The organism is Nocardioides alkalitolerans DSM 16699 (assembly GCF_000426525.1).
Classification (GTDB): domain Bacteria; phylum Actinomycetota; class Actinomycetes; order Propionibacteriales; family Nocardioidaceae; genus Nocardioides; species Nocardioides alkalitolerans.
On the sequence record NZ_AUFN01000010.1, the window covers coordinates 595,240 to 621,320 of the forward strand.

At 73.6% G+C, this 26,081-nt stretch carries 24 protein-coding genes and 1 riboswitch; of the genes, 11 read left to right on the top strand and 13 right to left on the bottom strand.

Annotation, left to right across the window (positions count from 1 at the left end; genetic code table 11):
- Positions 1 to 13 precede the first annotated feature (13 nt).
- Positions 14 to 607 carry a hypothetical protein gene (locus K329_RS0103525; RefSeq protein ID WP_028471976.1) on the top strand — a complete coding sequence of 198 codons (594 nt, stop codon included), beginning with the start codon at positions 14 to 16 and terminating at the stop codon, positions 605 to 607.
- A 16-nt stretch (positions 608 to 623) separates the two neighbouring features.
- On the opposite strand, the gene K329_RS30670 is transcribed toward K329_RS0103525, so the two are convergent.
- Genes K329_RS30670 through K329_RS0103550 form a run of 5 tightly spaced genes read right to left on the bottom strand, consistent with a single transcriptional unit; the run spans position 624 to position 4,713 of the window.
- Positions 624 to 1,649 (bottom strand): ROK family protein, encoded by a 1,026-nt coding sequence (locus K329_RS30670; protein ID WP_052336304.1) that lies wholly within the window; start codon positions 1,647 to 1,649, stop codon positions 624 to 626.
- Positions 1,646 to 2,593, bottom strand: a complete 948-nt coding sequence (locus tag K329_RS0103535) for an ROK family glucokinase (RefSeq protein ID WP_028471978.1) — start codon at positions 2,591 to 2,593, stop codon at positions 1,646 to 1,648. Before K329_RS0103535 ends, K329_RS30670 begins: the two co-directional genes overlap by 4 nt.
- Positions 2,590 to 3,054, bottom strand: a complete 465-nt coding sequence (locus K329_RS0103540; RefSeq protein WP_028471979.1) for a hypothetical protein — start codon at positions 3,052 to 3,054, stop codon at positions 2,590 to 2,592. Before K329_RS0103540 ends, K329_RS0103535 begins: the two co-directional genes overlap by 4 nt.
- Positions 3,051 to 4,277, bottom strand: a complete 1,227-nt coding sequence (locus K329_RS0103545; protein WP_052336305.1) for an ArsA family ATPase — start codon at positions 4,275 to 4,277, stop codon at positions 3,051 to 3,053. Before K329_RS0103545 ends, K329_RS0103540 begins: the two co-directional genes overlap by 4 nt.
- Complete coding sequence (locus K329_RS0103550; RefSeq protein WP_028471981.1) at positions 4,270 to 4,713, bottom strand: SRPBCC family protein; 444 nt, start codon at positions 4,711 to 4,713, stop codon at positions 4,270 to 4,272. Before K329_RS0103550 ends, K329_RS0103545 begins: the two co-directional genes overlap by 8 nt.
- A 162-nt stretch (positions 4,714 to 4,875) precedes the next feature.
- Between K329_RS0103550 and K329_RS0103555 the strand changes: the two genes are divergently transcribed.
- The 10 genes from K329_RS0103555 (at position 4,876) to K329_RS0103600 (ending at position 16,648) form a co-directional block, all read left to right on the top strand.
- Complete coding sequence (locus K329_RS0103555; RefSeq protein WP_028471982.1) at positions 4,876 to 6,696, top strand: AMP-dependent synthetase/ligase; 1,821 nt, start codon at positions 4,876 to 4,878, stop codon at positions 6,694 to 6,696.
- Between the two features lie 214 nt (positions 6,697 to 6,910).
- On the top strand, positions 6,911 to 7,636 hold the full coding sequence (gene cpaB / locus K329_RS0103560; RefSeq protein WP_028471983.1) for a Flp pilus assembly protein CpaB: 726 nt from the start codon (positions 6,911 to 6,913) through the stop codon (positions 7,634 to 7,636).
- Positions 7,637 to 7,688: 52 nt separating this feature from the next.
- Positions 7,689 to 8,888 (top strand): CpaE/TadZ family protein, encoded by a 1,200-nt coding sequence (locus K329_RS24340; protein ID WP_052336306.1) that lies wholly within the window; start codon positions 7,689 to 7,691, stop codon positions 8,886 to 8,888.
- Positions 8,889 to 8,894: 6 nt separating this feature from the next.
- On the top strand, positions 8,895 to 10,565 hold the full coding sequence (locus tag K329_RS0103570; protein WP_211225720.1) for a TadA family conjugal transfer-associated ATPase: 1,671 nt from the start codon (positions 8,895 to 8,897) through the stop codon (positions 10,563 to 10,565).
- Positions 10,565 to 12,550 carry a type II secretion system F family protein gene (locus K329_RS29270; protein ID WP_052336307.1) on the top strand — a complete coding sequence of 662 codons (1,986 nt, stop codon included), beginning with the start codon at positions 10,565 to 10,567 and terminating at the stop codon, positions 12,548 to 12,550. The genes K329_RS0103570 and K329_RS29270 overlap by 1 nt, the downstream gene beginning before the upstream one ends.
- Positions 12,551 to 12,553: 3 nt before the next feature.
- Positions 12,554 to 13,486 (top strand): type II secretion system F family protein, encoded by a 933-nt coding sequence (locus tag K329_RS24345; RefSeq protein WP_052336308.1) that lies wholly within the window; start codon positions 12,554 to 12,556, stop codon positions 13,484 to 13,486.
- Positions 13,476 to 15,071, top strand: a complete 1,596-nt coding sequence (locus K329_RS29275) for a sensor histidine kinase (RefSeq protein WP_052336309.1) — start codon at positions 13,476 to 13,478, stop codon at positions 15,069 to 15,071. Before K329_RS24345 ends, K329_RS29275 begins: the two co-directional genes overlap by 11 nt.
- Positions 15,068 to 15,736 carry a response regulator transcription factor gene (locus K329_RS0103590; RefSeq protein ID WP_028471986.1) on the top strand — a complete coding sequence of 223 codons (669 nt, stop codon included), beginning with the start codon at positions 15,068 to 15,070 and terminating at the stop codon, positions 15,734 to 15,736. The genes K329_RS29275 and K329_RS0103590 overlap by 4 nt, the downstream gene beginning before the upstream one ends.
- Before the next feature lie 164 nt (positions 15,737 to 15,900).
- Complete coding sequence (locus K329_RS24355; protein ID WP_052336310.1) at positions 15,901 to 16,110, top strand: Flp family type IVb pilin; 210 nt, start codon at positions 15,901 to 15,903, stop codon at positions 16,108 to 16,110.
- Between the two features lie 343 nt (positions 16,111 to 16,453).
- Positions 16,454 to 16,648: a Flp family type IVb pilin gene (locus tag K329_RS0103600; protein WP_028471987.1), complete on the top strand. Its 195-nt coding sequence runs from the start codon at positions 16,454 to 16,456 to the stop codon at positions 16,646 to 16,648.
- Positions 16,649 to 16,672: 24 nt separating this feature from the next.
- On the opposite strand, the gene K329_RS24360 is transcribed toward K329_RS0103600, so the two are convergent.
- From K329_RS24360 to K329_RS24370, 8 genes are all read right to left on the bottom strand, one after another.
- Positions 16,673 to 17,956 carry a M48 family metallopeptidase gene (locus K329_RS24360; RefSeq protein WP_052336478.1) on the bottom strand — a complete coding sequence of 428 codons (1,284 nt, stop codon included), beginning with the start codon at positions 17,954 to 17,956 and terminating at the stop codon, positions 16,673 to 16,675.
- A 44-nt stretch (positions 17,957 to 18,000) separates the two neighbouring features.
- Positions 18,001 to 18,957, bottom strand: a complete 957-nt coding sequence (locus K329_RS0103610; RefSeq protein ID WP_157571542.1) for a C40 family peptidase — start codon at positions 18,955 to 18,957, stop codon at positions 18,001 to 18,003.
- 114 nt (positions 18,958 to 19,071) lie between these two features.
- Positions 19,072 to 19,232, bottom strand: a riboswitch (cyclic di-AMP (ydaO/yuaA leader).
- Between the two features lie 176 nt (positions 19,233 to 19,408).
- On the bottom strand, positions 19,409 to 19,612 hold the full coding sequence (locus K329_RS0103615) for a hypothetical protein (protein ID WP_028471989.1): 204 nt from the start codon (positions 19,610 to 19,612) through the stop codon (positions 19,409 to 19,411).
- Positions 19,593 to 20,621, bottom strand: coding sequence for a lysylphosphatidylglycerol synthase transmembrane domain-containing protein (locus K329_RS0103620; protein WP_169721563.1), 1,029 nt, complete (start codon positions 20,619 to 20,621; stop codon positions 19,593 to 19,595). The genes K329_RS0103615 and K329_RS0103620 overlap by 20 nt, the downstream gene beginning before the upstream one ends.
- Positions 20,618 to 21,358 carry a class I SAM-dependent methyltransferase gene (locus tag K329_RS0103625; RefSeq protein ID WP_028471991.1) on the bottom strand — a complete coding sequence of 247 codons (741 nt, stop codon included), beginning with the start codon at positions 21,356 to 21,358 and terminating at the stop codon, positions 20,618 to 20,620. The genes K329_RS0103620 and K329_RS0103625 overlap by 4 nt, the downstream gene beginning before the upstream one ends.
- The gene (locus K329_RS0103630) at positions 21,355 to 23,487 is read right to left on the bottom strand and encodes a hypothetical protein (RefSeq protein ID WP_157571543.1); all 2,133 of its coding nucleotides are present in this window, start codon (positions 23,485 to 23,487) and stop codon (positions 21,355 to 21,357) included. The genes K329_RS0103625 and K329_RS0103630 overlap by 4 nt, the downstream gene beginning before the upstream one ends.
- Positions 23,480 to 24,544 carry a glycosyltransferase family 2 protein gene (locus K329_RS31200; protein WP_052336311.1) on the bottom strand — a complete coding sequence of 355 codons (1,065 nt, stop codon included), beginning with the start codon at positions 24,542 to 24,544 and terminating at the stop codon, positions 23,480 to 23,482. Before K329_RS31200 ends, K329_RS0103630 begins: the two co-directional genes overlap by 8 nt.
- 149 nt (positions 24,545 to 24,693) lie before the next feature.
- A complete protein-coding gene (locus K329_RS24370; RefSeq protein WP_052336312.1) occupies positions 24,694 to 26,073 on the bottom strand; it encodes an NYN domain-containing protein in 1,380 nt (459 codons plus the stop codon).
- Between the last annotated feature and the right edge of the window lie 8 nt (positions 26,074 to 26,081).

A 26,081-nucleotide genomic window follows, 5' to 3' on the forward strand; every position in this document is an offset into this window, starting at 1 on the left:
CTACGATCGAGGGGTGAACCGGCCCAGCGAGGACGAGGCGGCCTGGCGCGCGATCGTCGACAACTACGGGGCGCGCGCCGAGCTCGACGACGACGTCCCGGGGCAGGCGCCCGCCGACCGCGCGGACACCTCCACGACCCCGCAGGGCGCCGCGCACGACGTGCCTCGCGGCCCGGCCGCTCCCCGCGGTGACGCCGAGCGTGACGACCCCGCCGGCGGCGAGCCCGACACCGCGGCGCCGACCGACCGGGCGGACCGGGCGGACCCCGTGGACGAGGCCGACGACCCGTTCCCGTCCGAGGACCTGGCCGAGCCCGCGGTCGACCTCGACGCCCGACGGGCCGCCGCGGAGCAGGCCGAGCTGTCGGAGCGCTTCGTGCCCCCGACCCCGCCCCCGCTGGGGTACGTCGCGCCGCCGCGCCTCGCCGCCTGGATCGGGGTCCTCGGTGTGCCCATGCTGCTCATCGGCCTGCTGGTCTTCGGCGCCCCGCCCCCGAGCTGGCTGACCGCCCTGATGGTGGTCTGGTTCCTCGGCGGCTTCAGCTACCTGGTGGCGTCGATGCCGACCCAGCGGTCCGACCCGGGCGACGACGGCGCCCGTCTCTGACGCAGCGGGATCCGGGTCAGCGCACGTCGAGCGCGGACCGCACCATCGCGGCGGCCCCGACGATCGCGGCCTCCGGGCCGAGCACGGCCCGCCGCACCGGCGGGAGCCGACGGTGGGCCGCACCCACGAGCGAGCGTGACAGCGCTGCTCGGGCCGGCTCCAGGAGGCGGTCGCCGGCGGCGCTGACGCCCCCGCCGACGACGATCACGTCCGGGTCGAGGGCCGCCGTCACGTTGGCGAGGCCGACCCCCAGCCAGTCACCGATGGCGGCGAAGGCCTGGAGCGCGACGAGGTCGTCGGCCTCGGCCGCCGCCGTCACCATCGGGCCCGTCAGGCGCTCGGGCACACCGCCGCACCAGTCGTCGAGCACGGTCGCCTCGCGTCCGACCCGGGCCCGGGCGAACGCGACGAGGGCGTTGCCGCTCGCGTACTGCTCCCAGCACCCCCGCCCCCCGCACTCGCAGGGCTCGCCGTTCGGCACCACCTGCTGGTGGCCGAGCTCGCCCGCCATGCCGTTGAGGCCCCGCAGCAGCCGACCGGCGCCCTCCGGCCCGCCGCCGAGCACGATCGCGCTGCCGATGCCCGTGCCGACGGTGACGACGACCGCCGTGCCCGCGCCCTGGGCGGCCCCATGCCGGAACTCGGCCCAGGCGGCCGCGTTGGCGTCGTTGTCGAGCACGACCGGGACGCCCCACCGGTCAGCGAAGCGGCGTCGGACGGCCTCCCCGCGCCAGGGCAGGTGCGGCGCGAACATCACGCGCTCGCGGCCCGCGTCGACGAACCCGGCGGCGGCGACGCCCACCCCGGCGACGGCGCCCGCGCGACCCACGTCGTCGGCGGCCCCCACGGCCTCCTCGACGGCCTCGTCGACCGCGGCCTCCAGCAGCTGCACCGAGCCGTCCCGCGCGGGCGTGGGGCGGACCGCGGTGGCGAGCACCGTGCCGTCGGGAGCCACGACGCCCGCGAGGATCTTCGTGCCGCCGACGTCGACGCCGACGACCGCGCCGGCGGACACGTCCGGGCCCGGACCGGGGTCGGTCACCGTCGTGCCAGGTCGGCGGCGCCGATCATCCCGGCGTCGTTGCCCAGCTCGGCCCCGCGGATGTCGGGCATCGGACGGAACCCGCGCCCGGTGAGCGCGTGGGAGAACGTCTCGCGCAGCGGGTCGAGCAGCAGGTCGCCGGCGGCCGAGACGCCTCCGCCGACCACCACCAGACCGGGGTCGAGGACAGCGACGAGGGAGGCGATGCCCTCCCCCAGCCAGCGGCCGAGCTCGGCGAGCTGCTCCCGGGCGAAGCGGTCGCCCTCGGCGGCGAGCTCGGTGACGAGCGGGCCCGTGATCGCGTCGGGGTCCCCGCCCGCGCGGTCGAGGACCGGGCGGGCGATGAGCGAGCCGGCGGCCGCCTCCTCGCGCACGTTGCGCACGAGCGCGGAGCCGCTGGCGTACGGCTCCCAGCAGCCGCGGTTGCCGCAGCCGCACAGGCGGCCCTGGTGCACCATCCGGATGTGGCCGATCTCGCCGGCGACGCCGAACGCGCCGCGGCGCAGCTCACCGCCGGCGACGATGCCGCCGCCGACCCCGGTGCCGACGCTCACGAGCAGCATGTCGTCGGAGTCGAGGTCGCGGCCCGCGCCGTACACGAACTCGCCCCAGGCCGCCGCGTTGCCGTCGTTCTCGATGACGACGGGGAGGCCGAGGCGCCCGCCGAGGTCGGTGCCGAGGGGCTCGTTGCGCCACGCGATGTTGGGCGCGAAGAGCACGGTCGAGCGGGCGGCGTCGATGAAGCCGGCCGCGCCGACGCCCACGGCGGCGACGTCGTGGTCGGCGGAGAGCCGGGTGACGATCTCGACCACGGCGGTCTCGATCGCCTCGGCGTCCGAGGCGGGCGACTCGACGCGGTGCCGGGCGAGGACCACCCCGTCGGCGTCGACGACGCCGCCGGCGATCTTCGTTCCACCGATGTCGATGCCGATCGACAGCGTCATGAGGGGCTCCCGGGTCGGTCGAGGGGTGAGGCTGGGTCGGTGTCGGGCCCGTCGGGCCGGTCGGTGCGGGGCGGCTCGTCGTCGTCGAGGTCGAGGTCGACGTGCTCGACTCCGGACGAGCGGGGCGGCGCGGGGTCGGCCGTCACCGCGGCGAGGATCCCGGCGGCCGCCTGGAGGAGCGACGAGCCGGCCGCGGCCAGGTGGGCGCGCACCTCGGGGGTGGTCTGACGCAGCAGGTGGACGCCGCGGCAGACCGGGCAGTACGTGCACTCGGCCGCGCCGGTCGCGAGGTGGTCGTGCAGGGCCTCCCGGTCGACGTGGGGCGCCGAGGCCGCGTCGGCGAGGTCGCCCAGCCCGTGGTCGCGCGCCCAGCCGCCCAGCGCACCGAGCAGCTTGGCGGCCTCCTCACCGACACCTCCGACGTCGTCGGGGCGGGCGGCGTCCTCGTCGGGACCCGTCACGTGACCTTCTCCTCGAATCGCACCTGCAGACGACCCCCCTCGATCCGGGCACCCGCGATGCGGTGGCGCGCCAGGCCGGTCGGGAGGGTCAGGAGGCGACGATACGACCCCACGGTCACCACGAGCTCGTCGCCGTTGCGGGCGAGACCCACGTCGCGGCGCTCGACGAGCGGCAGCACGAGGGAGACGGTCGCGGTCGCCGGACCGTCCCCGCCGGTCTCGCCCATCTGCACCGAGTAGGGACCGGTGCCCGTCGGCGGCGCGAGCGGGTCGTCGTCGCCGTACACGTCGGCCGCCAGGTCGGCGAGCGCGGACGCACCGACGGGCTCGGCGGCGCGGTAGACGGAGCGCCACAGCGGGAGGCCGGCGAAGGAGGCCTCGACCTCGGCGAGCACCGCGGCCTGCGCCTGGGTCCAGGCCGTGCGCCAGGCGTCGGCGCCGCCGGTCGGGAAGATCCGGTTCGCGACGACGCCGTCGACGCGGTAGCCGAACAGCGAGAGGGTCGTCCACGACCGGCGGGCCTCGGCGAGCACGACCTTCTCGGGCGTGAGCACGATCCGCACCGACGCCTGCGGCCCGGTCAGCAGGGCGCGCACCTCGTCGAGCTCACGGTGCAGCCGCTCGAGGGCGTCGAAGACCGTCTCGGTCGGCAGGGGCACACCGGCGGCCCGGGTCAGCACCGGCTTCAGCGCCCGCATCACCTTGCGCTGCGTCGGGAAGATGCGCTGCATGTACCAGCCCAGCGCCTCCGGCAGGGCCAGCAGGCGCAGGGTCTCGGCCGTCGGCGCGCAGTCGACGACGATCGTGTCCCACTCCCCCGACCGGGCGTGCAGGCGCAGCTCGAGGAGGGCGAGCACCTCCTCGGCGCCGGGGAGGACCGTCAGCTCCTCCGCCGCCACCCGGTCGACGCCGACGACGTCGAGCAGCGAGAGCAGGTAGCGCTGGATCTCCGCCCAGGACTGCTCGAACCGCAGCTGGGCGTCGACCTGCTGCACGTGGAGGTCGGGGGCGACCTCGGTGGGGTCGGGGCCGACCGGCACGCCGTACGCGTCGGCGAGCGAGTGGGCCGCGTCGGTCGAGAGCACCAGGGTGCGCGCGCCCCGCGCGGCGGCCAGGGCCGCCGTACCCGCGGCGAGCGTCGACTTGCCGACGCCGCCCTTGCCGGTGAGGAGCAGAATCCGGGGCGTCCCCCGCGAGCCCGGGGGCCCGGGGGTCTCAGCCAAGAGCCTCGACGCGCTTCTTCAGCCCGTTGAGGGCCGTGTCGATGAGGATCTTCTCGCCCTTGCGGCGCAGCAGGCCGATCAGCGGGATGGAGACCTCGAGCGAGAGCCGGTAGGTCACCTCGGTGCCGCCGGCGCCCAGGTCGCGCAGCGTGTAGGCGCCGTCGAGGGCGCGCAGCATGCCGCCGCGCACCAGCGTCCAGGTGACCTCGCGGTCGGCGTCCCACACGTAGGAGAGCGTGTAGTCGTCCTTGATGGGGCCGACGTCGAGCACGAAGCGCACCTGCTCGGCGCGGGCGCCCGCGGCGCCGTCGGCGACGACCTCGACGGTCTTCATGCCGGTGGCCCACTCGGGGTAGGCGGGGAAGTCGGCGATGACGGCCATCACCGTCGCCGGGGGTGCGTCGATCACGATCGTCGACGAGGTCTGCTCTGCCACCCGGGTCCCTCCGAAGGCCTGTCGTTGGTGATGCGACGCCCGGCGCGGACGACCTGGTGGGTCACCCGCGAGCGCCCGGCGAGCGTACCGGACACCCGACCCGGCACCGCCCAGCGGTAACCTGCCCCGGGCAGCACCGCCCCCACCGGATGAGGAGCCCCAGTGCGCGAGTACTCCACCCCGCTGACCATCGAGATCCCCTCGACGGGCAACCTCACGGACGACGTCGTCGTCAACGCCCGTGAGGCCGCGGACAAGGTCGTCTTCAGCCGTCGCGCGGAGACCGGCGCCGCCGGCCGCGACGCCGCGGGGGACGCGCCGTGGCAGGACGTGACGGCCGCCGAGTTCCTGGCGGAGGTGAGCGCCGTCGCCAAGGGCCTCGTGGCCGCGGGCGTGGAGCCGGGCGCCCGGGTCGCGCTGCTGTCGAAGACGCGCTACGAGTGGACGCTCCTCGACTACGCCATCTGGTTCGCCGGGGCCGTCACCGTGCCGATCTACGAGACCTCGTCGGCGGAGCAGATCGCCTGGATCCTCGGTGACTCCGGCGCCGTCGCGGTCGTCGCCGAGACCGACGACCACGTCGCTCGCGTGGCCGGCGTGCGCGGCGACCTGCCGTCCCTCGACCACGTGTGGTCCTTCGACGACGGCGCGGTCACCGCGCTCACCGCGCTCGGCACCGACGTCGGCGACGACGAGCTCGAGCGGCGTCGTACGTCGTCGGGGCCCGGCGACCTCGCCACCCTCATCTACACGTCGGGCACGACCGGCCGCCCCAAGGGCTGCGAGGTCACCCACGGCAACTTCATGTTCGAGCTGGGCGTGGCCGTCGACGAGCTCGACGACCTCTTCGAGGAGGGGGCGGCGACGCTCCTCTTCCTGCCGCTGGCCCACGTCTTCGCCCGCATCATCCAGATCGGCTGCGTGAAGGCCCGCGTGCGGATGGGCCACTCCTCCGACATCACGCGCCTGGTCGACGACTTCGGCGTCTTCCAGCCCCACTTCATCCTCGCCGTGCCGCGCGTCTTCGAGAAGGTCTTCAACACCGCCTCGCAGAAGGCCGCCGCCGACGGCAAGGTCAAGATCTTCGACCGCGCCGCCGACGTCGCGATCGCCTGGTCCCGCGGCCTCGACACCGGGCGGCCCTCGCTCGCCGTACGGGCCCAGCACGCGCTCTTCGACAAGCTCGTCTACGGCAAGCTGCGCTCCGCGCTCGGCGGTCAGTGCCGCTACGCCGTCTCCGGCGGTGCCCCGCTCGGCGACCGCCTCGGCCACTTCTACCGCGGCATCGGCCTCGGCGTCCTCGAGGGCTACGGGCTCACCGAGACCACCGCGGCCCTCACCGTGAACCTGCCCGACGCGCAGAAGATCGGCAGCGTGGGTCGCCCGCTGCCCGGTACGGCGGTCCGCGTCGCCGACGACGGCGAGCTGCACTTCCGCGGCGGCCAGGTCTTCCGCGGCTACTGGGGCAACCCGGAGGCCACCGCCGAGACCCTCGACGCCGACGGCTGGTTCCGCACCGGCGACGTCGGCGAGGTCGACGACGAGGGCTTCGTGCGCATCACCGGTCGCAAGAAGGAGATCATCGTGACCGCCGGCGGCAAGAACGTCGCCCCGGCCGTCCTGGAGGACCGCCTGCGCGCCCACGCCCTCGTCTCCCAGTGCATGGTGGTCGGCGACGGCCAGCCCTTCATCGGCGCCCTCGTGACGATCGACCCCGAGTCGTTCCCCGCCTGGGCCGAGGCGCACGGCAAGACCGGTGAGATCGCCGACCTCGTCGGCGACCCCGACCTCGTCGCCGAGATCGAGAACGCCGTCGCCGACGCCAACAAGGCCGTGTCGAAGGCGGAGTCGATCCGCAAGTTCTCGATCCTCCCCGTCGACTGGACGGAGGAGGCCGGCCAGCTCACGCCGAGCCTCAAGCTCAAGCGCAACGTCGTCATGCGGGAGTTCCGTCATGACATCGACGAGCTGTACGGCGCCTGACCGCAGGCGAACCTCGAGATTCAAGATCCTTGGTCTAGACCAGAGGATTTCTTGAGGCGTTTTGACCGGAATCCGCGACCGGACTGACGCTCCTCGGGCAAGGTGTGGCCGCGGGGAGGGAGGCCCGGCAGCACCGGCTCGGCGGTGCGGTCGCAGGGCGCAGTGCTCCCACCCGCTGGCAGCACACGCACCGCCTGAAAGGGGCGCCCTCCCGATGGATCGTCGCAGGATCCTGCTCGTCGTCGCGGCCGTCGTCGCCGCGCTCGGTCTCGTGCTCGTGCTCGTCTACGCCCGCAGCGCGGACACGCGCGCGGCCGAGGACTACGACACGGTCACCACCCTCAAGGCCATCGAGCCGATCGCCCTCGGCGAGACGTTCGACGACGCCCTCGCCGCCGGCAAGGTCGAGGAGCAGCGCGTGCCGCGCGGCCAGCTGCTCGACGGCTACGTCACCGACGCCGCGACCCTCGACGGGCAGCTGGCGGCCATGGACATCGCGGTGGGCGAGCAGATCACGACGGCGAAGTTCGCCGAGGAGGTGCGCACCGGGGTCGTCCTGCCCGTGCCCGCCGGCATGCTCGGCCAGTCGGTGCAGCTCGACGACCAGGGTCGGGTCGCCGGCTTCGCCAGCCCCGGCGACTCGGTCGCCGTGCTCGTCGCCTCCGCCGAGAACCAGGCCGCGCTCGTGCTCGTGCCCGAGACCCAGATCCTCGCCGTGGGCTCGTCCTCCCCGATCGCCACCAGCACGACGGAGGAGGGCGCCGAGACGACGGACGCCGTCGCGAACACCGTCGTCACCCTCGCGCTCACGCCCGAGGGAGCGCTCGACCTGACCGCCGCCATCGACGCCGGAGCGACGATCACCCTCGCGATCCGCGGCGAGGGCGTGGAGCTGGAGCGGGGCCAGACGCTCTCGGAGGACGCCGCCCTCTCACCGTGACGGGCTGACCGTCCACCTCCTTCCCCTGACCCGACCGACCGAACGAGGAGCCATGCCCGTCGTCGTCGACCCCGACAGCTCGACCCTGTCCGAGCTGCTCACCGCTCTGCCGCCCGGTGGCCACGGCATGGACACCACCGGCACGCTGACCGCCTGGCTCGACAACCGTCCCGACGAGTACGTCGCGGTCATCGGCCCCGGCGTCGACTTCGCCGAGGCGCTCGAGCTCTGCGAGACGCTGCGCTTCACCCGCCCGACGGTGAGCGTCGTGGTGGTGCGCGAGACCGTCGACACCGACGTGCTCACGAAGGCCATGCACGCCGGCGTGCGCGACGTCGTACCGGTGCGCGACCTGGCCGCGGTGAGCGGCGCGGTCGAGCGCGCGTACCAGCTGTGGATCGCGCTGCGGGGCCCCTCGGGCGTCGCACGCCAGGGCCGCATCGTGGCCGTCTTCTCACCGAAGGGCGGGGTCGGCAAGACCACGGCCGCCGTGAACCTGGCGCTCGCGCTCGCCGACCGCGGGGCGCGGCAGGTCGTGCTCGTCGACCTCGACCTCGCGTTCGGCGACGTGGCCATCACGCTGCAGCTGTTCCCGTCCCACTCGATCGAGCACGCCGTGGGCGGGGAGGACGCGCTCGACTTCAACCTGCTCGAGCCGATCCTCACGCGCCACGAGGACTCGCTGATGGTGCTCGCGGCGCCGAGCACCCCCGACGCCCGTGACCGCATCACCCCCACGCTGGTGGCGAGGACGCTCCGCACGCTCGCGGAGAACTTCGACTTCGTCGTGGTCGACACGGCCCCGGCCTTCGACGAGCTCACGCTGACGGCCCTCGACGAGACCGACGAGTGCGTGATGGTGGCGACGCTCGACGTGCCGACGCTGAAGAACGTGAAGGTCGCGCTCGAGACGATGGACGCCCTCGGCATCGCGCAGGGCCACCGCCACCTGCTCCTCAACCGCGCCGACGACGAGGTCGGCATCGGCGCGGACAAGGTCGAGGCCATCCTCGGCCTCAAGATCGCCGCCCAGGTGGCCACGTCGGTCGAGATCGCCGCCGCCACCAACGCCGGTCGACCCATCGTCGCCGCCAAGCCCGACCACGGGTCGAGCCACCAGTTCCAGCACCTGGCCGCCCGTCTCGCCGGCACGTCGTTCGCCGACCGACCGGACGCCACGACCACGAAAGCAGCAGCGACGGACGAGGCGCGCGAGGACGGTCGTGCGCGCTTCTTCCGCCGCCGGAGGTGATCCCGGATGAGCACGCTCGCCGAACGACTCGCAGCCGCTGCCGCCCGCCGGCAGGCCGCGGCCCCTGCTCCCCCGCCGGCTCCTGAGCCGGCGCCGGCTCCCGCCGCACCCGCCCCGACCCCGCCGTCCGACGCTGCGCCCGACTCGACACCCGACGCGCCGGCCGACCACGCCGACCACGGGGCGGCCCCCGAGACCGCTCGCCCCGAGACCGGCCTCGACGCCACGATCGCGCGGTCGATCGGCCACGTCGGCACGCCCGACCCGGTGGAGAAGGCCGCCCCGGTGCAGGTCAAGAAGGTGCCCGACGCGGGCCGCGCGGAGGTGCCGGGCCGCCACAAGCCGCTGCCCGCCAAGCCCGAGGTCACCTCGGGCGCCCGTCGCGCGCTGGTCGCGCAGCAGCAGGACCGCATCGAGGAGATCAAGGCCAACGTCCACGGGCAGCTGCTCCAGCAGCTCGGGCCGCAGCTCTACGACGCGAAGATGGACCAGAGCGAGCTGGAGAACCGCGTGCGCGTGGTGCTGCAGGAGGTGCTCTCGGCGCAGGAGCGTCCGCTCTCGAGCGCGGACCGGTCGCGCGTCACGCAGGAGATCAGCGACGACATCCTCGGCTACGGCCCGATCGAGACCTATCTGCGCGACCCCGAGGTCTCCGAGGTGATGGTCAACGGCCCCCACAGCGTCTTCGTGGAGCGCAACGGTCGCATCGAGGCGGCGGACGCGACGTTCGTCGACGAGCCGCACCTGCGCCGCATCATCGACAAGATCGTGTCGCGGCTGGGTCGTCGCGTCGACGAGTCGAGCCCGATGGTGGACGCGCGCCTGCCCGACGGCAGCCGTGTCAACGCCGTCATCCCGCCGCTGTCGATCGACGGCTCCGCCCTCACGATCCGCAAGTTCGCCGCCGACCCGTTCACGGTGGACGACCTCATCGCGTTCGGCTCGTTCACGCCCCGCACGGCCGACTTCCTCGAGGCCTGCGTGCGCGGTCGCCTCAACGTGATCGTCTCGGGCTCCACGGGTGCCGGGAAGACGACGACCCTCAACGTGCTGTCGTCGTTCATCCCCCGCGACGAGCGCATCGTGACGATCGAGGACGCCGCCGAGCTGCAGCTCAAGCAGGACCACGTCGTGCGGCTCGAGTCGCGCCCGCCCAACATCGAGGGCAAGGGCGCGGTCGACATCCGCGACCTGGTGAAGAACAGCCTGCGCATGCGACCCGACCGCATCATCGTCGGTGAGGTGCGCGACGCCTCCGCGCTCGACATGCTGCAGGCGATGAGCACGGGCCACGACGGCTCGATCGCGACCGTGCACTCCAACGGCCCCCGCGACACGCTGTCGCGCATCGAGACGATGGTGCTGATGGCCGGCATGGACCTGCCGATGCGCGCCATCCGGGAGCAGATGGCCTCGGCGATCGACCTGATCGTGCACCAGACCCGCTTCAAGGACGGCTCGCGCCACGTCACCCACATCACCGAGGTCGAGCGGATGGAGGGCGACGTGATCACCCTCCAGGACGTCTTCGTCTACGACCACGGCGCCGGCTTCGACGCCACGGGCCGCTCGCTGGGACGCCTGCGCTCGACCGGCCTGCGTCCGAAGTTCCTCGACAAGATGGCCTACCACAACGTCACCGTCGACCCGATGGTCTTCGCCCTGGACAGGTCCTGATGGGGCGTCTCGGGGCCCTCGCCGCCGCGGCGCTCGTCGCCGGGCTGGGTACGTCGACGCTCACCGCCGGCGCGCACGCTGCTGGCCCGACCACCTCGTCCGCCCCGGCCGGGTCCGAGGTCGCGGGCGAGGCCTCGATCGAGCTGATGGAGCCGGGTGACAGCACCCTGCGCGTGCTCGTGTCGCTGCCCGAGGGCACCGAGGCCGACCTCGACGCGGTCGGCGTGACCCTCGACGGGCAGGAGGCGGAGACCACGGCGTCGTACGCCGCCGACGCGGCCGCACCCATCCGGCGCACCGCCGTGCTGGCGATCGACACCAGCCTCTCGATGGAGGGCGACCGCATCGAGGCCGCCGAGGCCGCGGCACGGGTGTTCGTCGAGACGCTGCCCGACGACGTGCTCGTCGGCGTCGTCACCTTCGACGGCGTCGCCCGCACCGACCTGGCCCCCACTCTCGACCGCGCCGCCGCCCTCGACGCGGTGAGCGACCTCGACCTCGACAGCGACACCGCCCTGTACGACGGCGCGCTCGCCGCCGTCGAGCTCACCGGCACCGACGGCCTGCGCCAGGTGCTCGTGCTCTCCGACGGGGAGGACAGCGTCGGCGGCTCGCTGCCCGCGACCGTCGCCGTGCTGCAGGAGGCCGGCGTGACGGTCGACGCCGTCGCGCTCGACCAGGACAGCACCGAGTCGGCCGCGCTCAGCCAGCTGAGCGCCGCCACGGGCGGCAGCGTCGTCGCCGCCGACCCCGAGAGCCTCGAGTCGGTGTTCTCCGCGCAGGCGGAGGTCATCGCCAACCAGCTCGTCCTCGACGTCACGGTGCCCCCCGGCGTCGACGGCGCCACCGCGCCCATCGCGATCACCCTCGGAGCCGACCAGGGCGCGTTCGCCGCCTCCGCCCTCGCGCCGCTCGGCGACCTCGGCTTCGCGGCCGAGGAGGAGACGCCCACGAGCGCCGCCCCGGTCGCGAGCGACGACATGGTCGTCCCGTCCTGGGTCCTGTACGCCGGGGTGGGCGTCTTCGGCCTCGGCCTGCTCCTGGTGCTGGTGCTGCTCGTGCCCCGCCGGGCCGGGCCGGTGTCGGCGGCCGACCGCGTCACGTCGTACGCCGAGGCCATGGACGCCATCAGCGTCACCCACGGCGGCAAGGAGGCGACCGGTGGCCGCCGTGACGCCGACGCCGCGCTCACGCAGGCGAAGGACGCCGCCACCCAGGTGCTGCGCCGCAACCAGGGTCTCGAGGCCCGCATCTCCGCTCGCCTCGAGGGCGCCGGCAGCGCCCTGAAGCCGGCCGAGTGGCTGCTCGTGCACGTCGGCGTCTTCCTCGCCGCGGGCGTGGTCGGGCTGCTCATCGGTGGTGGCAACCTGCTCGTCGGCATCCTGTTCCTCGTCCTGGGTGCCGTCGGGCCGTGGATGTACCTCGGGGTCAAGAGGAGCCGACGGCAAAAGGCGTTCGGGGCGGCCCTGCCCGACACCCTGCAGCTGATCTCGACCTCGTTGTCAGCCGGGCTCTCCCTGGCCCAGTCGTGCGACACCGTCTCTCGCGAGGCCCGCGACCCCGTGGCGTCCGAGTTCAAGCGTGTCCTCGTCGAGACACGCCTGGGTGTGGCACTCGATGACGCACTGGCCGATGTCGCAGACCGCTTCGATTCCAAGGACTTCCGATGGGCGGTGATGGCCATCCGCATCCAACGCGAGGTCGGCGGCAATCTGGCCGAGCTCCTCGACACGGTGGCCGGAACGATGCGGGAGAGGGAGTACCTGCGTCGGCAGGTCGACGCGCTGGCGGCCGAGGGCAAGCTCTCCGCCTGGGTGATCGGTGGCCTGCCTCCGGCGTTTCTGCTCTACCTGCTGCTGGTGCAGCGCGACTATGTGCTTCCGATGTTCACCGAGCCTCGCGGCTGGGTCCTGCTGGGGCTTGCCCTCCTGCTGCTCAGCACAGGAGTCTTCTGGATGAGCCGCATGGTGAAGGTCAAGGTGTGACAGATGGTCGTTCTCGCGCTCTTCGGAGCTCTCCTGCTCGTCGCTGCGTTCACGCTGGCGTGGCTGGCCCTTGGGCGGACAGAGGCGGAGGCCGGGGGGATCACACGCTCCCTGGCGATGCTGCAAGCCATGAGCCGCGCTCCGGAGGAGCTGAAGAAAGATGTCGACAGGCCGTTCTCCGAGCGCGTCCTGGACCCTCTGCTGGAGCGGATAACGCGTCTCGGTGCTCGCCTGACCGGTGGCGACGCGGCAGTCCGCATCCAGCGGAAGCTCGACCACGCCGGGTCACCCGCGGGCTGGACGATCGACCGGGTGGCCTCCACCAAGGTCGTCGGCGCGATCGCTGGCGCGGCGATCTCCCTCCTCCTCGTCGTCATCCTCGGACCGGGAATCGCGATTGCGATCCTGCTCGTCGGCGTCGGAGCAGCACTTGGGTTCTTCGGCCCCGACATGTGGCTCTACCAGCGCTCGTACGACCGGGCGGAGAGCATCAGCGACGAGCTCGCCGACTCCATCGACCTCCTGACGATCAGTGTCGAGTCCGGACTGGGGTTCGACGCCGCGCTGCAACAGGTGGCCCGCAACACCGAGGGGCCCCTCGGCGAGGAGTTCGCTCGCGTCCTTAAGGAGATGCAGCTCGGCGTTGGTCGTTCGGCAGCGATGCGCAACCTGGCGGACCGGACGAAGGTCGACGACCTCAAGTCGTTCATCGGTGCGCTGGTCCAGGCCGACGCATTCGGCGTGCCGATCGGTCAGGTGCTGCGCACCCAGTCGAAGGAGATGCGACTCAAGCGGCGCCAGTACGCCGAGAAGCGCGCCCAGCAGGTCCCGGTCAAGATCACCGTTCCGCTGATCCTCCTGATCCTGCCGTGCCTCTTCATCGCAGTGATGGGGCCAGCTGTGCTGGCGATCATGGACTCGGGCTTTGGAGGTTAGCCGAGGTCTCGGACTGCCCGGTCACTTCACCGTCGGTGCGGCTGCCCGGATCCTGGCCCTGTGCGCCACCGGCATCCCTGCCATCTGGGTGCGCGACACGGGCGGCCTCGTCGTGGTCCTCGCCCTCGCCATCATCTGGGCCGTCGCCATCTCGCTCTCGGTCGTTCGCCGGTTCCCCGCCCCTCTGGCCCTGCTGGCCGAGGCCGCCGCAGTGACGGTCGTGTGTGCCGTCGCGCTCGACCGAGGAATTTCGCTGCACCTGACGGCGTTGGCGGTCACCCCGTTCCTCGGGGGGATCCGACGCGGTATCCGGGGTGCGTCGATAACGTTGCTGATCGAGATCGCGGTCCTCACGCTCACCGTCTTCCAGCTCTCGGGCCGCCCGTCCGCGGAGCAGTCAGCGCAACTCGTCGCCGGCCTCACGCTGGGCCTGGGCCTGGGTCTCATCGGCGCCTACGTGCAATCGACACAGTCCGCCCGCACCGAGCTGGCGCCCTATCGGGACGTGATGACGTTGCTCGAGCAGCTGCTGGAGCTGTCGGACCAGCTCGACAACGACCTCGACCCCCACTCGGTCGGCCGGCGTGTGCTCACAGCGACCCAGGACCAACTGCCGACGACCGGCCTGGGCATCTGGGAGATGACTCCGGAGGAGCTGCGGAGACTGCCGACCGGATCGCCGCTGGAAGCGGGCAGCGACGAGGACGACCCCGGCATCGACGTTCTGGGAGAGGCCGCCGCGACGGGTCGACCGGCGCTCCGTGGCGCACACTTCGCCATCCCTCTCGACGGCAGCGCCAAGGGATCCCACGTCCTGCTGCTGGGGGGACGGCTGCCTTCCACACTGCCCGAGCGACAGGTGTATGCGCAGCTGCGCCATCTTCATACGGCCCTCCGATCCCTCGGCGTCCATCTCGAGGCCGCCCTCATGTTCGCCGAGCTGCGTCACGTCGCCACCCAGGACGAACGACGACGGCTGGCCCGCGAGATGCACGACGGCGTTGCCCAGGACATCGCATCGATGGGCTACCTCGTGGATGCACTCGCCGAGGATCTCCCTCCCAGCAGCGCGCCCCAGATCGAGCTCCTCCGGTCCACCATCACACGAGTCGTCGCGGAGGTCCGTACCTCCGTCACTGCTCTGCGGATGGATGTCGACGCCAACCAAAGCCTGGGAGAGGCTGTCTCCGGCCTCGCTCGCCGACTCTCGGCGTCATCGGGCATCTCGATCAGATCGACCGTCGACGAGCGCACGACCCGCCTCCAGCCAGAGGTCGAGTCCGAGCTCTTGCGAATAGCCCAGGAGGCCCTCACCAACGCCGTGAAGCACTCCGGAGCTCGCTCGATCGACGTCACCTGCCAGGTGGACGCACCGCGGGCGAGGATCGTCGTTCGTGACAACGGACGGGGTCTCGGGCCGAGTCGCGAAGATTCCCACGGGCTCACCATCATGCGCGAGCGTGCCGCCCTCGTCGGTGCGTCGTTGACCATCGACAGCTCGCAGCTCGGCACGGTGGTCTACGTGTCGCTGGGCTCGCGCGGCGGAACCCCACGCCCCACCGAAGAGGAAGTGACGTACCCATGACCGAGTCTCCCTCCCCCGCACCCACCCGGGTCGTGCTGGTCGACGACCACGAGCTCATCCGGGCCGGGCTCGCTGCCGCCTTCACGCGCGTGGTCGAGATGGCGGTGGTGGGCCAGGCCGCCTCCGTCGGCGAGGCCCTCGCCGTGTGCGGCGAGACCAAGCCCGACGTGGTGGTCACTGACCTGCAGCTGCCCGACGGCACCGGGCTCGACATCATCCGGCGCCTGCGCGGGCAGTCCGCGACCATCGGGCTGGTGCTGCTGACCATGCACTCGGGCGACGACCAGATCTTCGCGGCGATGGAGGCCGGCGCGTCCGGGTTCGTCGGCAAGGATGCACCGGTCGCGGAGGTCGTCAAGACCGCGGCCCACGCCACGCGCTCGCCGCGCACCTTCGTCTGTGCCGGCCTGGCACAGGCCATGGTGCGCCGTATGTCGGGTGAGTCCACCCGGTTGTCCGAGCGCGAGCACAGCATCCTCGTGCTGCTCGCCGATGGTCTGGGCACCGGCCCGATCGCCCGCCAGCTGCACATCAGCGAGTCGACGGCCAAGTCCCACATCGCCCGCATCTACCAGAAGCTCGGCGCCACCAACCGGGCGCAGGCTGTCGTGACGGCGATGCGCATCGGGCTGCTGTCGAGCATCAATCCCGGCGTCCCGCGCTAGAACGTCGGAACGCCGCCTGACCAGGGTAAAGACGTAGTCCGAAAGGACTAGAAGGCTCGACACCTTCACTCGATACCACCGATGACGACGCTGATCCAGACTTGGACCAACGCCGAGGGGAACGACTCCGAGGCTCCACCCGAACCGCCCTTGGAGGCATCACCATGGTCCAGCTCCTCGCCATCCTGCTCGGCGCTCAGAAGGCCAAGGCCGACCAGCGCGGCGCGTCCGCCGTCGAGTACGGCCTGCTCGTCGCCGCCCTCGCCGCACTCATCATCGTCGCCGTCTGGGCCTTCTACGACCAGCTCGTCGGCATCTTCGACGGCGCCGGCGACGACCTCCAGGACGGTGGCCGGGCTCCCGCTGGCGGCTGACCTGATCGACACCCCGCCCACGAGTGTGGGCATGACCGGCCCGGTTCTCGCGCTGCGAGAGCCGGGCCGGCTCTTCGTCCGGAGGCGAATGAGAGGGCACGAGCCGAGTCGGCACCGTGACAACCGCAGCGTCGCCCTTCGAGGAGACGCCGGCCGGCTGGGGATATCCGCCACCGCAGCATCCACGGTCGCCACCAGACGGAAAGAGCGCCTAGTCCGAAGTGACTAGGCAGGCCCGGACCATCACTCGATGTCGTGGCGAGCCCGCCGCGACAGACTCGAGTCAACGTCGACGGGGAGGTCCCCCGAGGCTCGATCGCACACGATTGACGGAGGCTTCATCATGGTCCAGTTCCTCGCCATCCTGCTCGGCGCCCAGAAGGCCAAGACCGACCAGCGCGGCGCGTCCGCCGTCGAGTACGGCTTGCTCGTCGCCGCCCTCGCCGCACTCATCATCGTCGCCGTCTGGGCCTTCTACGACCAGCTCGTCGGTGTCTTCGACGGTGCGGGCGCCAACTTGGAGGACGGCGGACGCTGATTGCTGGGGCGGGTGGCCCGTTGGTCAGCCGTCGCCCGCCACCCGGCGCGCCAGCGCGATGCGCTCGAGCGTCTCCGGGTGGCTGCCGAACCACAGCTGGCCGAAGCGTGAGGGGGTCGGGTCGGCCACCGAACGCACGGCCAGCTCGCGCTGCAGGGCGACGAGGGCCTCCGGGTCGTCCGTGGTCTCCAGGGCCACCACGTCGGCCCGCCGCTCGATCTGCCGGCTGATCCCGTTCTGCACCGGATCGGCCAGGAACATCCCCACCGCCATCAGCGCGAGCACGAGCGGCACCACGGCGGGGTCGAACGGCCCCTCCGCCCCACCCCGTCGCCGGAGCCGCTCGGAACGCAGCAGCAGGCCCAGCAGGCCCACGGCGAAGAGCGACCCGGCGGCGCCGAGCGCCGTACCCACGAGCACGTCCTGGTTCTTCGCGTGCCCCAGCTCGTGGGCCACCACCGAGAGCAGCGCGTCCTGCGGGAGCGCCTCGACCGCGGTGTCGTAGAGGACGACCCGGCGGGTGCCGCCGAAGCCCGAGACGTACGCGTTGAGGGTGGTCGTCCGGCGGGACGCGTCCGCGACCAGCACGTCGCCCACCTCGACGCCCTCCTCGTCCGCGAGCGCGAGCACCGCGGTCCGGAGCTCCCCGTCGGGGAGGGGCTCGAAGTCGTTGAAGATCGGCTCGACGAGCACCGGGTAGACGAAGGAGCCGGCCACCACGAGCGCGGCCGCGATGCCGCCGGCGACCAGCGGCCACGCCTGGCGCCAGCGCCGGGCGCACCCGATGACCACCAGCAGCACGATCGACGTGCCGACGGCGGTCACGCCCGCGTCGGTGACCAGGTCGCGGAACCAGTCGCCCCAGCCCTGGGTCGAGAGCCCCTCGGTGACCCGGCGCCGCCAGATCGCCAGCGCGAACGGCAGCGTCAGGAACCGGCCGATCGCCGCGAGGGCCAGTACGGCGAGCGGCACCTGCACCCACCACGGGCCGGGCAGGCGCCGGACGAGCGCACCGCCCCGCCGCCCCAGGCCCAGCCAGAGGGCGACGGCGATCGACACCGCGAGCGACGTCCAGCTCACCCAGCGCGAGTACGCCCCGAGCGCCTCGCCGCGGACGATCTCGTCGGCGGTGAAGACACTGCTGGGGTCCGCGGGCTCGGGGATACCGCCCGGCACCGGGTTCCACGGCACCAGGGTCGCGGCCAGGGCCACGAAGGCGAGGCCGCCGACGACCAGGGCGACGAGGGCCCAACGACGAGACCCCCGCCCCTCGGTCGTGGTGCCGGAGGAGGCGGGGGTCTCGTTCACGGCGCCCACTGTGCCAGGCGACGCTGAGAGGCTGCTGGGCCGGATCAGCCCGGGCGGACGGCTCCCGAGTAGGGCATGGAGCCGACCCCGGCGATGGCCACGCCGGAGCGCGGGTTGGCCGAGTGCACGATCTTGCCGCCGCCGATGTAGATGCCGACGTGGCTGATCGGGCTGTAGTAGAAGACGAGGTCGCCGGGCTGCAGGTCGCCGCGGCTCACCTTGCGTCCCGAGCTGAACTGCCCCGACGACGAGTGGGGCAGCGAGACGCCGGCCTGGGCCCACGCCATCGACGTGAGACCCGAGCAGTCGAAGGAGTTCGGGCCCGAGGCGCCGTACACGTAGCTGTCGCCCACCTGGGCCAGCGCGTAGTCGACCGCGGCGGCCGCACGACCGGAGACCGGCACGTCCGGGATCGCGGTCTCGTCGGCACCGGCGGCCTCGGGAGAGGTCTCGGTGATCTCGGTCTCGGCGGCCGCAGCAGCGGCCTCGGCCGCGGCGAGCTCGGCGCGCTCCTCGGCCTCGAGGCGCGAGAGCAGCGCCTCGGCCGCCGCCGTGTTCTCCTCGATCGTCGCGGCCTCGGCCGCGGCGCGCTCCTCGACGGCCTCGATCTGCGCGATGCGCTGCTCCGTGGCCTCCCGACGGATGTCGAGGGCGGCGAGCTCGGTCGTGTAGGTCTCGACGAGCTGGCCCTGGATGTCGTTGTAGGTGGAGATCGTCGACATCTGCGAGAGGAAGCCCGAGGGGTCGTCGGAGAGCGCAGCCTCGGCGAGCGGCGACATGCCACCGCCCTGCGACTGGTCGACGACCGAGTCGGCCACCTGCGAGCGGATGACGTCGAAGTCGTCGGCCTGCCGGTCCTGGTCCTGCTGCAGGAGTGCGAGCTCGTCCTCGAGGCCGGCCAGCTCGATGCGGGCGTCGTTGCGACGCTCCGCAGCCTGCTCGGACTCGTGCTCGAGCTGCGCGATCTGCGTGCGCACGTCGTCGATGTCGGGCTCCGCCATGGCGGGGCTGCTGGGAATGAGGGCCACACCGACCACTGCGGCGACGCTGAGCGCAGCCGTGCTGATCCGCTTCCGTCCGTTGAGCACGAGCGGGCGTTCTCCCTTGCGTGTCGTACGCCTACCAGGTGAGCTGACGGGTTCGGGCACGACATGCCCTACGACCGCTCCTCAGCCACCGACGGCGGCTGCCTCACGGACGATTCACCCCAGACGGGAAGTGGGTCCCCGGCTCGTCCACCGCGTGTGGATCGCACATCACGGCTTCGGACTCGGCGCGGCACCCGCGCAGACCGGAATGGTCCACTTCCACGGGCGCCAGCGGCCGACTGTAGTCGCGGACCACGGAGGGCGGCAAACCCTCTGTCCACGTGTCGTCGACCGGTCTCCGGCACGACGTCGTGACGTCGCTCACACCCCGCCGGAGGGCGTCGCAGACCGCCAGTTCAGACGCTCAGGCGGACTCCACGTCGGGCCCGCGCACTGCCTGGACCATGCGCAGCGGCGGCACCAGGCCGCTCTCGGCGAGCACGTCGAGCGCCCGCTGCTCGTCGGGACCGAAGCCCGTCTCGGGCGGTGGACCCAGGAGGGCCGTGACCACGCAGTCGTGGCAGTGCAGACCCCGCACGAGGCAGGTGTCACAGTCGATCGTCGTCATGCCCGCGGACACTGCCACCCGCCACCGACAACGGCGCGGCATCCGCAGCGCCGGCCCCGCCGGCCGACCCGGCGCCCATTCCGTCAGCCGGCCCGCCGGCCGCCCGTGCCGGCACCCAGCACAGCGCCGCGAGCAGCAGGTCGGCGACGGTGTGCACGACGCGCGCGAGCAGCGCCACCGCGGTCGCGACGGGCAGGCCCGTGACCGGCGACAGCAGCGCGACGAACGTCGCCTCCCGTGCCCCCAGCCCGGCGGGCGCGAGCACCACCACGACGCCGGCGGTGTAGCCGATCGCGAAGGCCCCGGCCAGCGCGCCGAGCACCTCCACGGAGGGGTCGGGCACGAGCAGCAGGAGCGCCAGCGCGTACGCCGTCCACGCCCCCGCCATGAGCGCGGCGACCCCGAGCACGTCCGGCCAGCGCGCCACGAGCGGCGTGCCCGCGGCGCGTCGTACGACGGCCCCCGTGACCGCCGGCACCAGGCCCGCGAGGCAGCCGACGGCCCCCAGGGCCCACAGCCATCCCGGTCCGGGCGCCCGCAGCGCCCCGGCGACCACGAGCACGCCGCCGACGAGGCCGGCGGTGAGCACGTGCACGCTCGTGAAGATCAGTGCCGTCGTGACGGTGACCCGCACCGGCACGTCGTGGCGCCGGGCCATCCGGGCCTGCACCCCGATCGCCCACACGGCGCCGGGCACGTACTTGCCCAGCTGGCTGACGAAGAAGACCGAGCGCGCCTCGCGGGCCGGCACCGCGTGCCCGAAGGATGCCAGCACGAGGCGCCACACCAGGGAGGTCGCGAGGAGCCCGAGCATCGTGAGCACGACCGCGGCGACGAGGCCGCCGGGGTGCACCTCGCGCAGCGCGTCGCCGACCTCGCCCCAGCGGCCGTCGAGGCTCCAGGCCGCGCAGCCCAGCACGACCGCGAGGAAGACCGCGCGCACCGCCCAGGCCCGCGCCACGGCCGTCCGGCGGGGCGGGGCCGGGCGGTCGGTCAGGATGCCCCTCACGCCGCGTGCGGGGCCGGCGCGGCGGGCGCGAGGGTGAGCAGGGCGGTCCGGGTCGGGTAGGGCAGCGTCGGCGTGCGCCCCCGCGTCCACGTGACCTCGACCCGCTCGCCCGCGCTCACCGCCGCGATGGCCGCCCGGTAGCGCTCGCGGTCGACGTTGTCGACCACCACCACTCCCCCGGGTGCGAGCCGACCGACGGCGCGCTCGAGGCACGCCTCCCGGGCCCGGCCGTCGACGACGACGAGGTCGAAACGGCCCGGCACCCGGTCGATCTCGGCGACGTACGCCGAGAAGTCGAGGCCCTCGAAGCCCTTCTTGCGCGAGCCGACGACGTCGCGGCTCAGGCGGGTGCCGGCGTCGACGGGCGGTACGACGCGCAGCGCGGCGTTGGCGGGCAGCAGACGTCGCATCGACGCGGCCCAGGCCTCGTCGTGCTCGATCGCGACCACCTCGGCGGCCCGGGCCCCGAGCCAGACCGTCGAGGCGCCGGAGCCCCACTCGAGCACCCGCGCGCCGGGCCGCGCGGCGAGGAACGCCTCGACCCGGTCGGCCGCGTCGAAGGTCCACCAGGGCACGTCGTGGGCGACCAGCTCGTCGAGGTCGTAGATCGAGAACCACGAGCGCACCCACAGCCCCGTGCGGGAGCGGGCCGCCCACCGGTCGAGCAGGGCCAGCACCCCCGTCACCCGCGCCAGGCCCCGCAGCGCGCGCAGCAGCGCGACGTACACGTTCTTCATCGGTCCTCCTCCAGGTCGAGCGCGAGCAGCCGCGGCTCCGGTCCGTCGCTCGTGGGCTCCGCGCGCGTCAGCGCCACCACCACGCGGTCGTCGCCGTACGCCGCGAGGGCGTCGGCGGGCACGTCGGCGCTCCGTCGTCCGTCGGTGTCGGCGGCGCCGAGGTCGACGGCGACCCCGTTCACCGTCGCGGTGACGTCGTCGCCGTCGCGCAGCCGCAGCACCAGGCGCGCGTCGCCGGCGGCGTCGGCGCCCGGCAGCGCGACGCCCACCTGCGCGGTCCCACCGGCCAGGCCGATGCCGTCCTCGCTCATGTGGGCCGACCAGCCGCCCAGCTCGAACGCGCCGCCGTTGCCGTCCGGCCCGAACGTCAGGCCCTCGGCGGGGTAGTCGGGCAGCACCAGCTGGCAGCGCGTCAGCCGGCTCATCACGTCGCGCTCGGGCAGGCCCGGGATGCCGGAGAGGCCGAGCAGCGGCCCCGGACGCGTCACCCGCGCCAGCTCGACGCAGTTCGCGTCGGCCGGCCGCGGCCCCGCCGTGATGCCGAGGAACTCCGTGGGCCCGAGCCCCAGCTCGCCCGAGCGCTCGTCGGCGTACGACGACAGCGGCCCGATCAGGTCGCCCGCACAGTCCTCGTCGCCCTCGAGCGAGCGCCGCAGCGCCTGCCGGTCGCCGTCGAGCGACGGCGAGCACGTGACCCACCCGTCCGCCGGGATGCTCGGCGCCAGCTCACGCACGCTGGTGCGCCAGTAGTCGGTGTCGGCTGCCTCGTCCACCGCGTACGACGGGAGCGTCGCGTAGGCGTAGTTGTAGGGGTAGAGCCGCGCCTGGTCGAGCACGGGCAGCGCGACGGCGAGCGCCACGAGGGCGACCAGCAGCGCAGGTACGACGCGGGACCGGGCGCCGTCGGGGCCGTCGGACGCCTCCGCGCGGCGCCGCGCCAGGCCCACCACCGCCACGATGCCCGCCGTCATCAGCAGCGCCGTCGCCGGCACCATGAAGAGCAGCTGCCGCAGGCCGTTGTAGAGGTTGGACTCGCGCACCATGCCGAGCAGCGGCAGCGTCCACGCCTGCACCCCGACGAGGAGCCACGCCGCGCGCCGCAGGTCCGGACCGCCGGGCGCCCGCCGTACGGCGCCGGCCACCCACCGCAGGGCGACCACGGTGCCGATCAGCAGCAGCGTCAGCAGGAGCAGCGGCGTCTCGCCGACGAGCAGCGCGGGCACGTAGTACCACTGGCCCTGGCGGTCGTCGAAGCGCGACGACGAGAGCACCGACTCCCGCAGCGTCGTCACCGGCGTCGCGAAGATCGCCGGGTAGACGGCCAGCAGCACGAGCCAGGCCACGACCGGAACGGCGAGCACGACGCTGCGGCCCCCCGCGGCGCGCGGGTGCTCCCCGCGCACCCGGCCGGCCAGCAGCACCAGCGCGACCACGTGGCTCGCGACGAGCGTCGGCCAGATGCCCGGCCGCGTGCCGAGCGCGAGCACCCAGCCCGCCACCAGGACGAGCGCGACGGCGAGCGCGGCGCCGTACGCACGGGCCCCCGGCCGCGCCCCCGCCCCCTCGGACCCGAGCGTCACGAGCCGCACGAGGCCCAGCGTGACGAGCGTGCAGCCGACCGCGACGGGCACGTCCTTGACGTTGAACATCGTGTGCCCGGTCCACATCGGGACCGCCCCCAGCACCGCCGCCGCGACCAGGCCCCACGACCAGGAGCGCAGCAGGATCCGCGCGGTGGCCGCCACCGCGACCGTGCCCACCAGCCCGAGGACCGCGATCACGAGGTGGCGCACGGCGTACGCCTGGCCGCCCGCCACGACCTCCCCGCCGCCCTCGACGCCGGCCAGCACCGCCGCGGCGTGCATCAGCAGCGCCGTCACGGGGGCGTAGACGTAGGCCTGGTCCTCCCAGGGCCCGGGCTCCCCGTCGAGCAGGTCGCCGTCGAGCAGGTACCAGCCGTGCGCGAGGAAGTTGCGCATGCGGGCGACGTGGTAAGTCTCGTCCCACGACACGCCCGTCTGCCAGGCCCCCACGACGGCCATGCCCGCCGTGGCGACGACGGTGACCGCGGCGACGACGAGCAGCGGGCGCGGCACCCGGGGCACCAGCGGGACGGGAGCCTCAGGCACGCGGTCGCTCGGGCGCGGCCGGCGCCCAGGTCAGCTGGTCGGCGAGGCCGAAGTCGGAGACGTCGACCGGGCGCCCGAGGTGGTCGGGGCGCTCCGGGCGCAGGACGCGGGGCTCGTACGGCGCGGAGCCCGCCACCGGGCGGGCCGCTCCCTGCTGGCGGGCGTGCACGACGAGCTCGGCGAGCAGGCCGAAGAGCAGCAGCTGGAGCCCCACGAGCACGAGCAGCACCCCCGCCAGCAGGAGCGGGCGCTCCCCGATGGACGCGCCGGTCACGACCTTCAGCACGGTGAGGTAGCCCAGCAGCAGGGTGCCGAGCAGGAAGCAGAGGCCGCCGATGCCGCCGAAGAGGTGGGAGGGCCGGTTCTCGTAGGAGAGTAGGAACCGCACCGTCACCAGGTCGGCGAAGCCGCGCCAGAACCGGGCGAGGCCGTACTTGCTCTCACCCGCCATGCGCGGGTGGTGCTCGACCGGCACCTCGGCCACCCGGTGGCCCATGTCGTGCGCGATGACGGTGAGGTAGCGGTGCATCTCGCCGTACAGCATCGGCGCCACGTCGGCGGCCACCTCGGCCCGCATCATCTTGAAGCCCGAGTTGAAGTCCTTGCCGGGAGCACCCGACAGCACGGCGGTCGTGCGGTTGTAGAGCCGCGACGTGGTGCGCTTGACGAAGCGGTCGCGTCGCGTGAGGCGGGCGCCGGTGACGAGGTCGGCGCCGCGGGAGAGCTCGGCGGCGAGGCGCGGCAGCTCGGCGGGGTCGTCCTGGCCGTCGGCGTCCATCATCACGACGACGTCGGCGCCGGCCTCGATGGCGCGGCCGAAGCCCCGCTGCAGCGCGGCCGCCTTGCCGAGGTTGTGGCGCAGCATCTCGGTCTCGACGCACCCGTACGTCGCCGCGAGCTCGCGCATGGCCTCGGCCGTGTCGTCGGTCGACCCGTCGTTGACGAGCAGCACGCGGGCCTCGCCGGGCAGCGCCCGGGCGTGCTCCACGACGCGTGGCACGAGCACGCGCAGGTTCTCGGCCTCGTTGAGGGCGGGGATGACGACCCAGAGCAGCACGGCGGACCTCCACGGCCTCGGAAGCGGACCGTGCCGTTCTCGCCGACACGCCTGAACGGGAGCCGAACCCGACACGACCCCGGCGTGCAGATCAGGCGTGCAGATCAGGCGTGCAGCAGGCTGCGGATCAGGCTGCGGCCACCGGGCCGTCAGGCGCGGCCGAGCAGCCCGGCGAGCGCCACGGCGTCCATCACCGTCGCGCCGGCGCGCCGCACGTCGCGGGCGAGCGCCTGGTCGCTCGTGACCACGACGACCACGCGGCCCGGGGGCTCGAGGCCGACGAGGTCGCGGATGACGTCGTCGGCGATCACGTTCTCGGGGCTGAAGGCCACCCGCACCCCGCGGGGCGCCACGACCACCGGCCGCACCGCCGACGAGGCGGCGTCGAACACCACCGTCGTCTCGGCACCCGCGCGGGCCACGATCGGGGCGAGCCCGTTGACCAGCCGCAGCCGCTGCACCTCGAGCGACGAGGTGGGCCAGGTGGTCTTGGTGACGTTGTAGCCGTCGACGAGCAGGCGCGCCCGCGGCATGGCGAGCAGCTGCTCGAGCAGCGCCGAGCTGCCCGCGCCGAGGGAGCCGGCGGCGGTCGTCGTGCGGCTGCCCTCGCCGGCGAGGTCGGCCTCGTAGCGGTCGGCCGGGGACGCACCGTCGGCCGGTCGGAGGCCGAGCTCGCGCTGCAGGCCCTGCGCGGAGGCCACGACCGCGTCGAGCAGCAGCCGCGTGCGCAGGGTCGCCTCGTCGCGCTCGGCGCGGCCCCCGGCCTTCTGGGCGCTCACCTGGGCCTGGAGCTCCTCGACCCGGCGCTGCCAGCGTCGTACGTCGCCCTCGGCCGCGTGCGCGGCGGCCTCGGCCCGGCCCGCGGCCCCGCGCTGGTCGGAGCGCGCCCGCTCGGCGTCCTCGACGGCCGCACGGGTGGCCGCGCGGGACTCCCCCAGCTTGCGACGCAGGGCCGTGTTCTCGGCCTTGAGCTCGTCGACCTGCTCCTTGGCGGCGCTGCGCTGCTCCCGGACCTCGGCCTCGAGCGCGGCCACGCGCCGCTCGAGCCGGGCGCGCAGGTGCGACTCGTGAGCGGCGACGCCGGCCTCCGCGGCGGCACCCGCCCGGTCGAGCGCGGTCGCGAGCACCTCCGGCCAACCCGACGGACGCAGCAGCCAGGCCAGCACGGCGACGTCGAGCGCGTCGCGGTCGGCGAGCCCGTCGAGGTCGGGCGCCCCCTCGTCGGGCACGTCGAGCAGGCGCGCGACCTCGTCGAGCTCCGGGTCGTCGAGCGCGAGGCGCCGCGCGACGCGCTCGCGCAAGGCGGGGTCGGCGACCAGCGAGGCGACGATCTGGGTGGCGCCGAGCCGCGCCCGCCGCTGGGGCGCGAAGGTCGCCACGCGACGCAGCGGTGGCGGAAGGGTGCCGAGCACGGGGAGGACGCCGGCGGCCCGCTGCACGAGGCGTGGCTGCAGCGCCTCCGGAGGAGCGGGCTCCTCGGCGGCCGGGGGCGGGGGGACGTCGGAGGACGTCGGCTCGGGCTCGGACACAGTGCGGC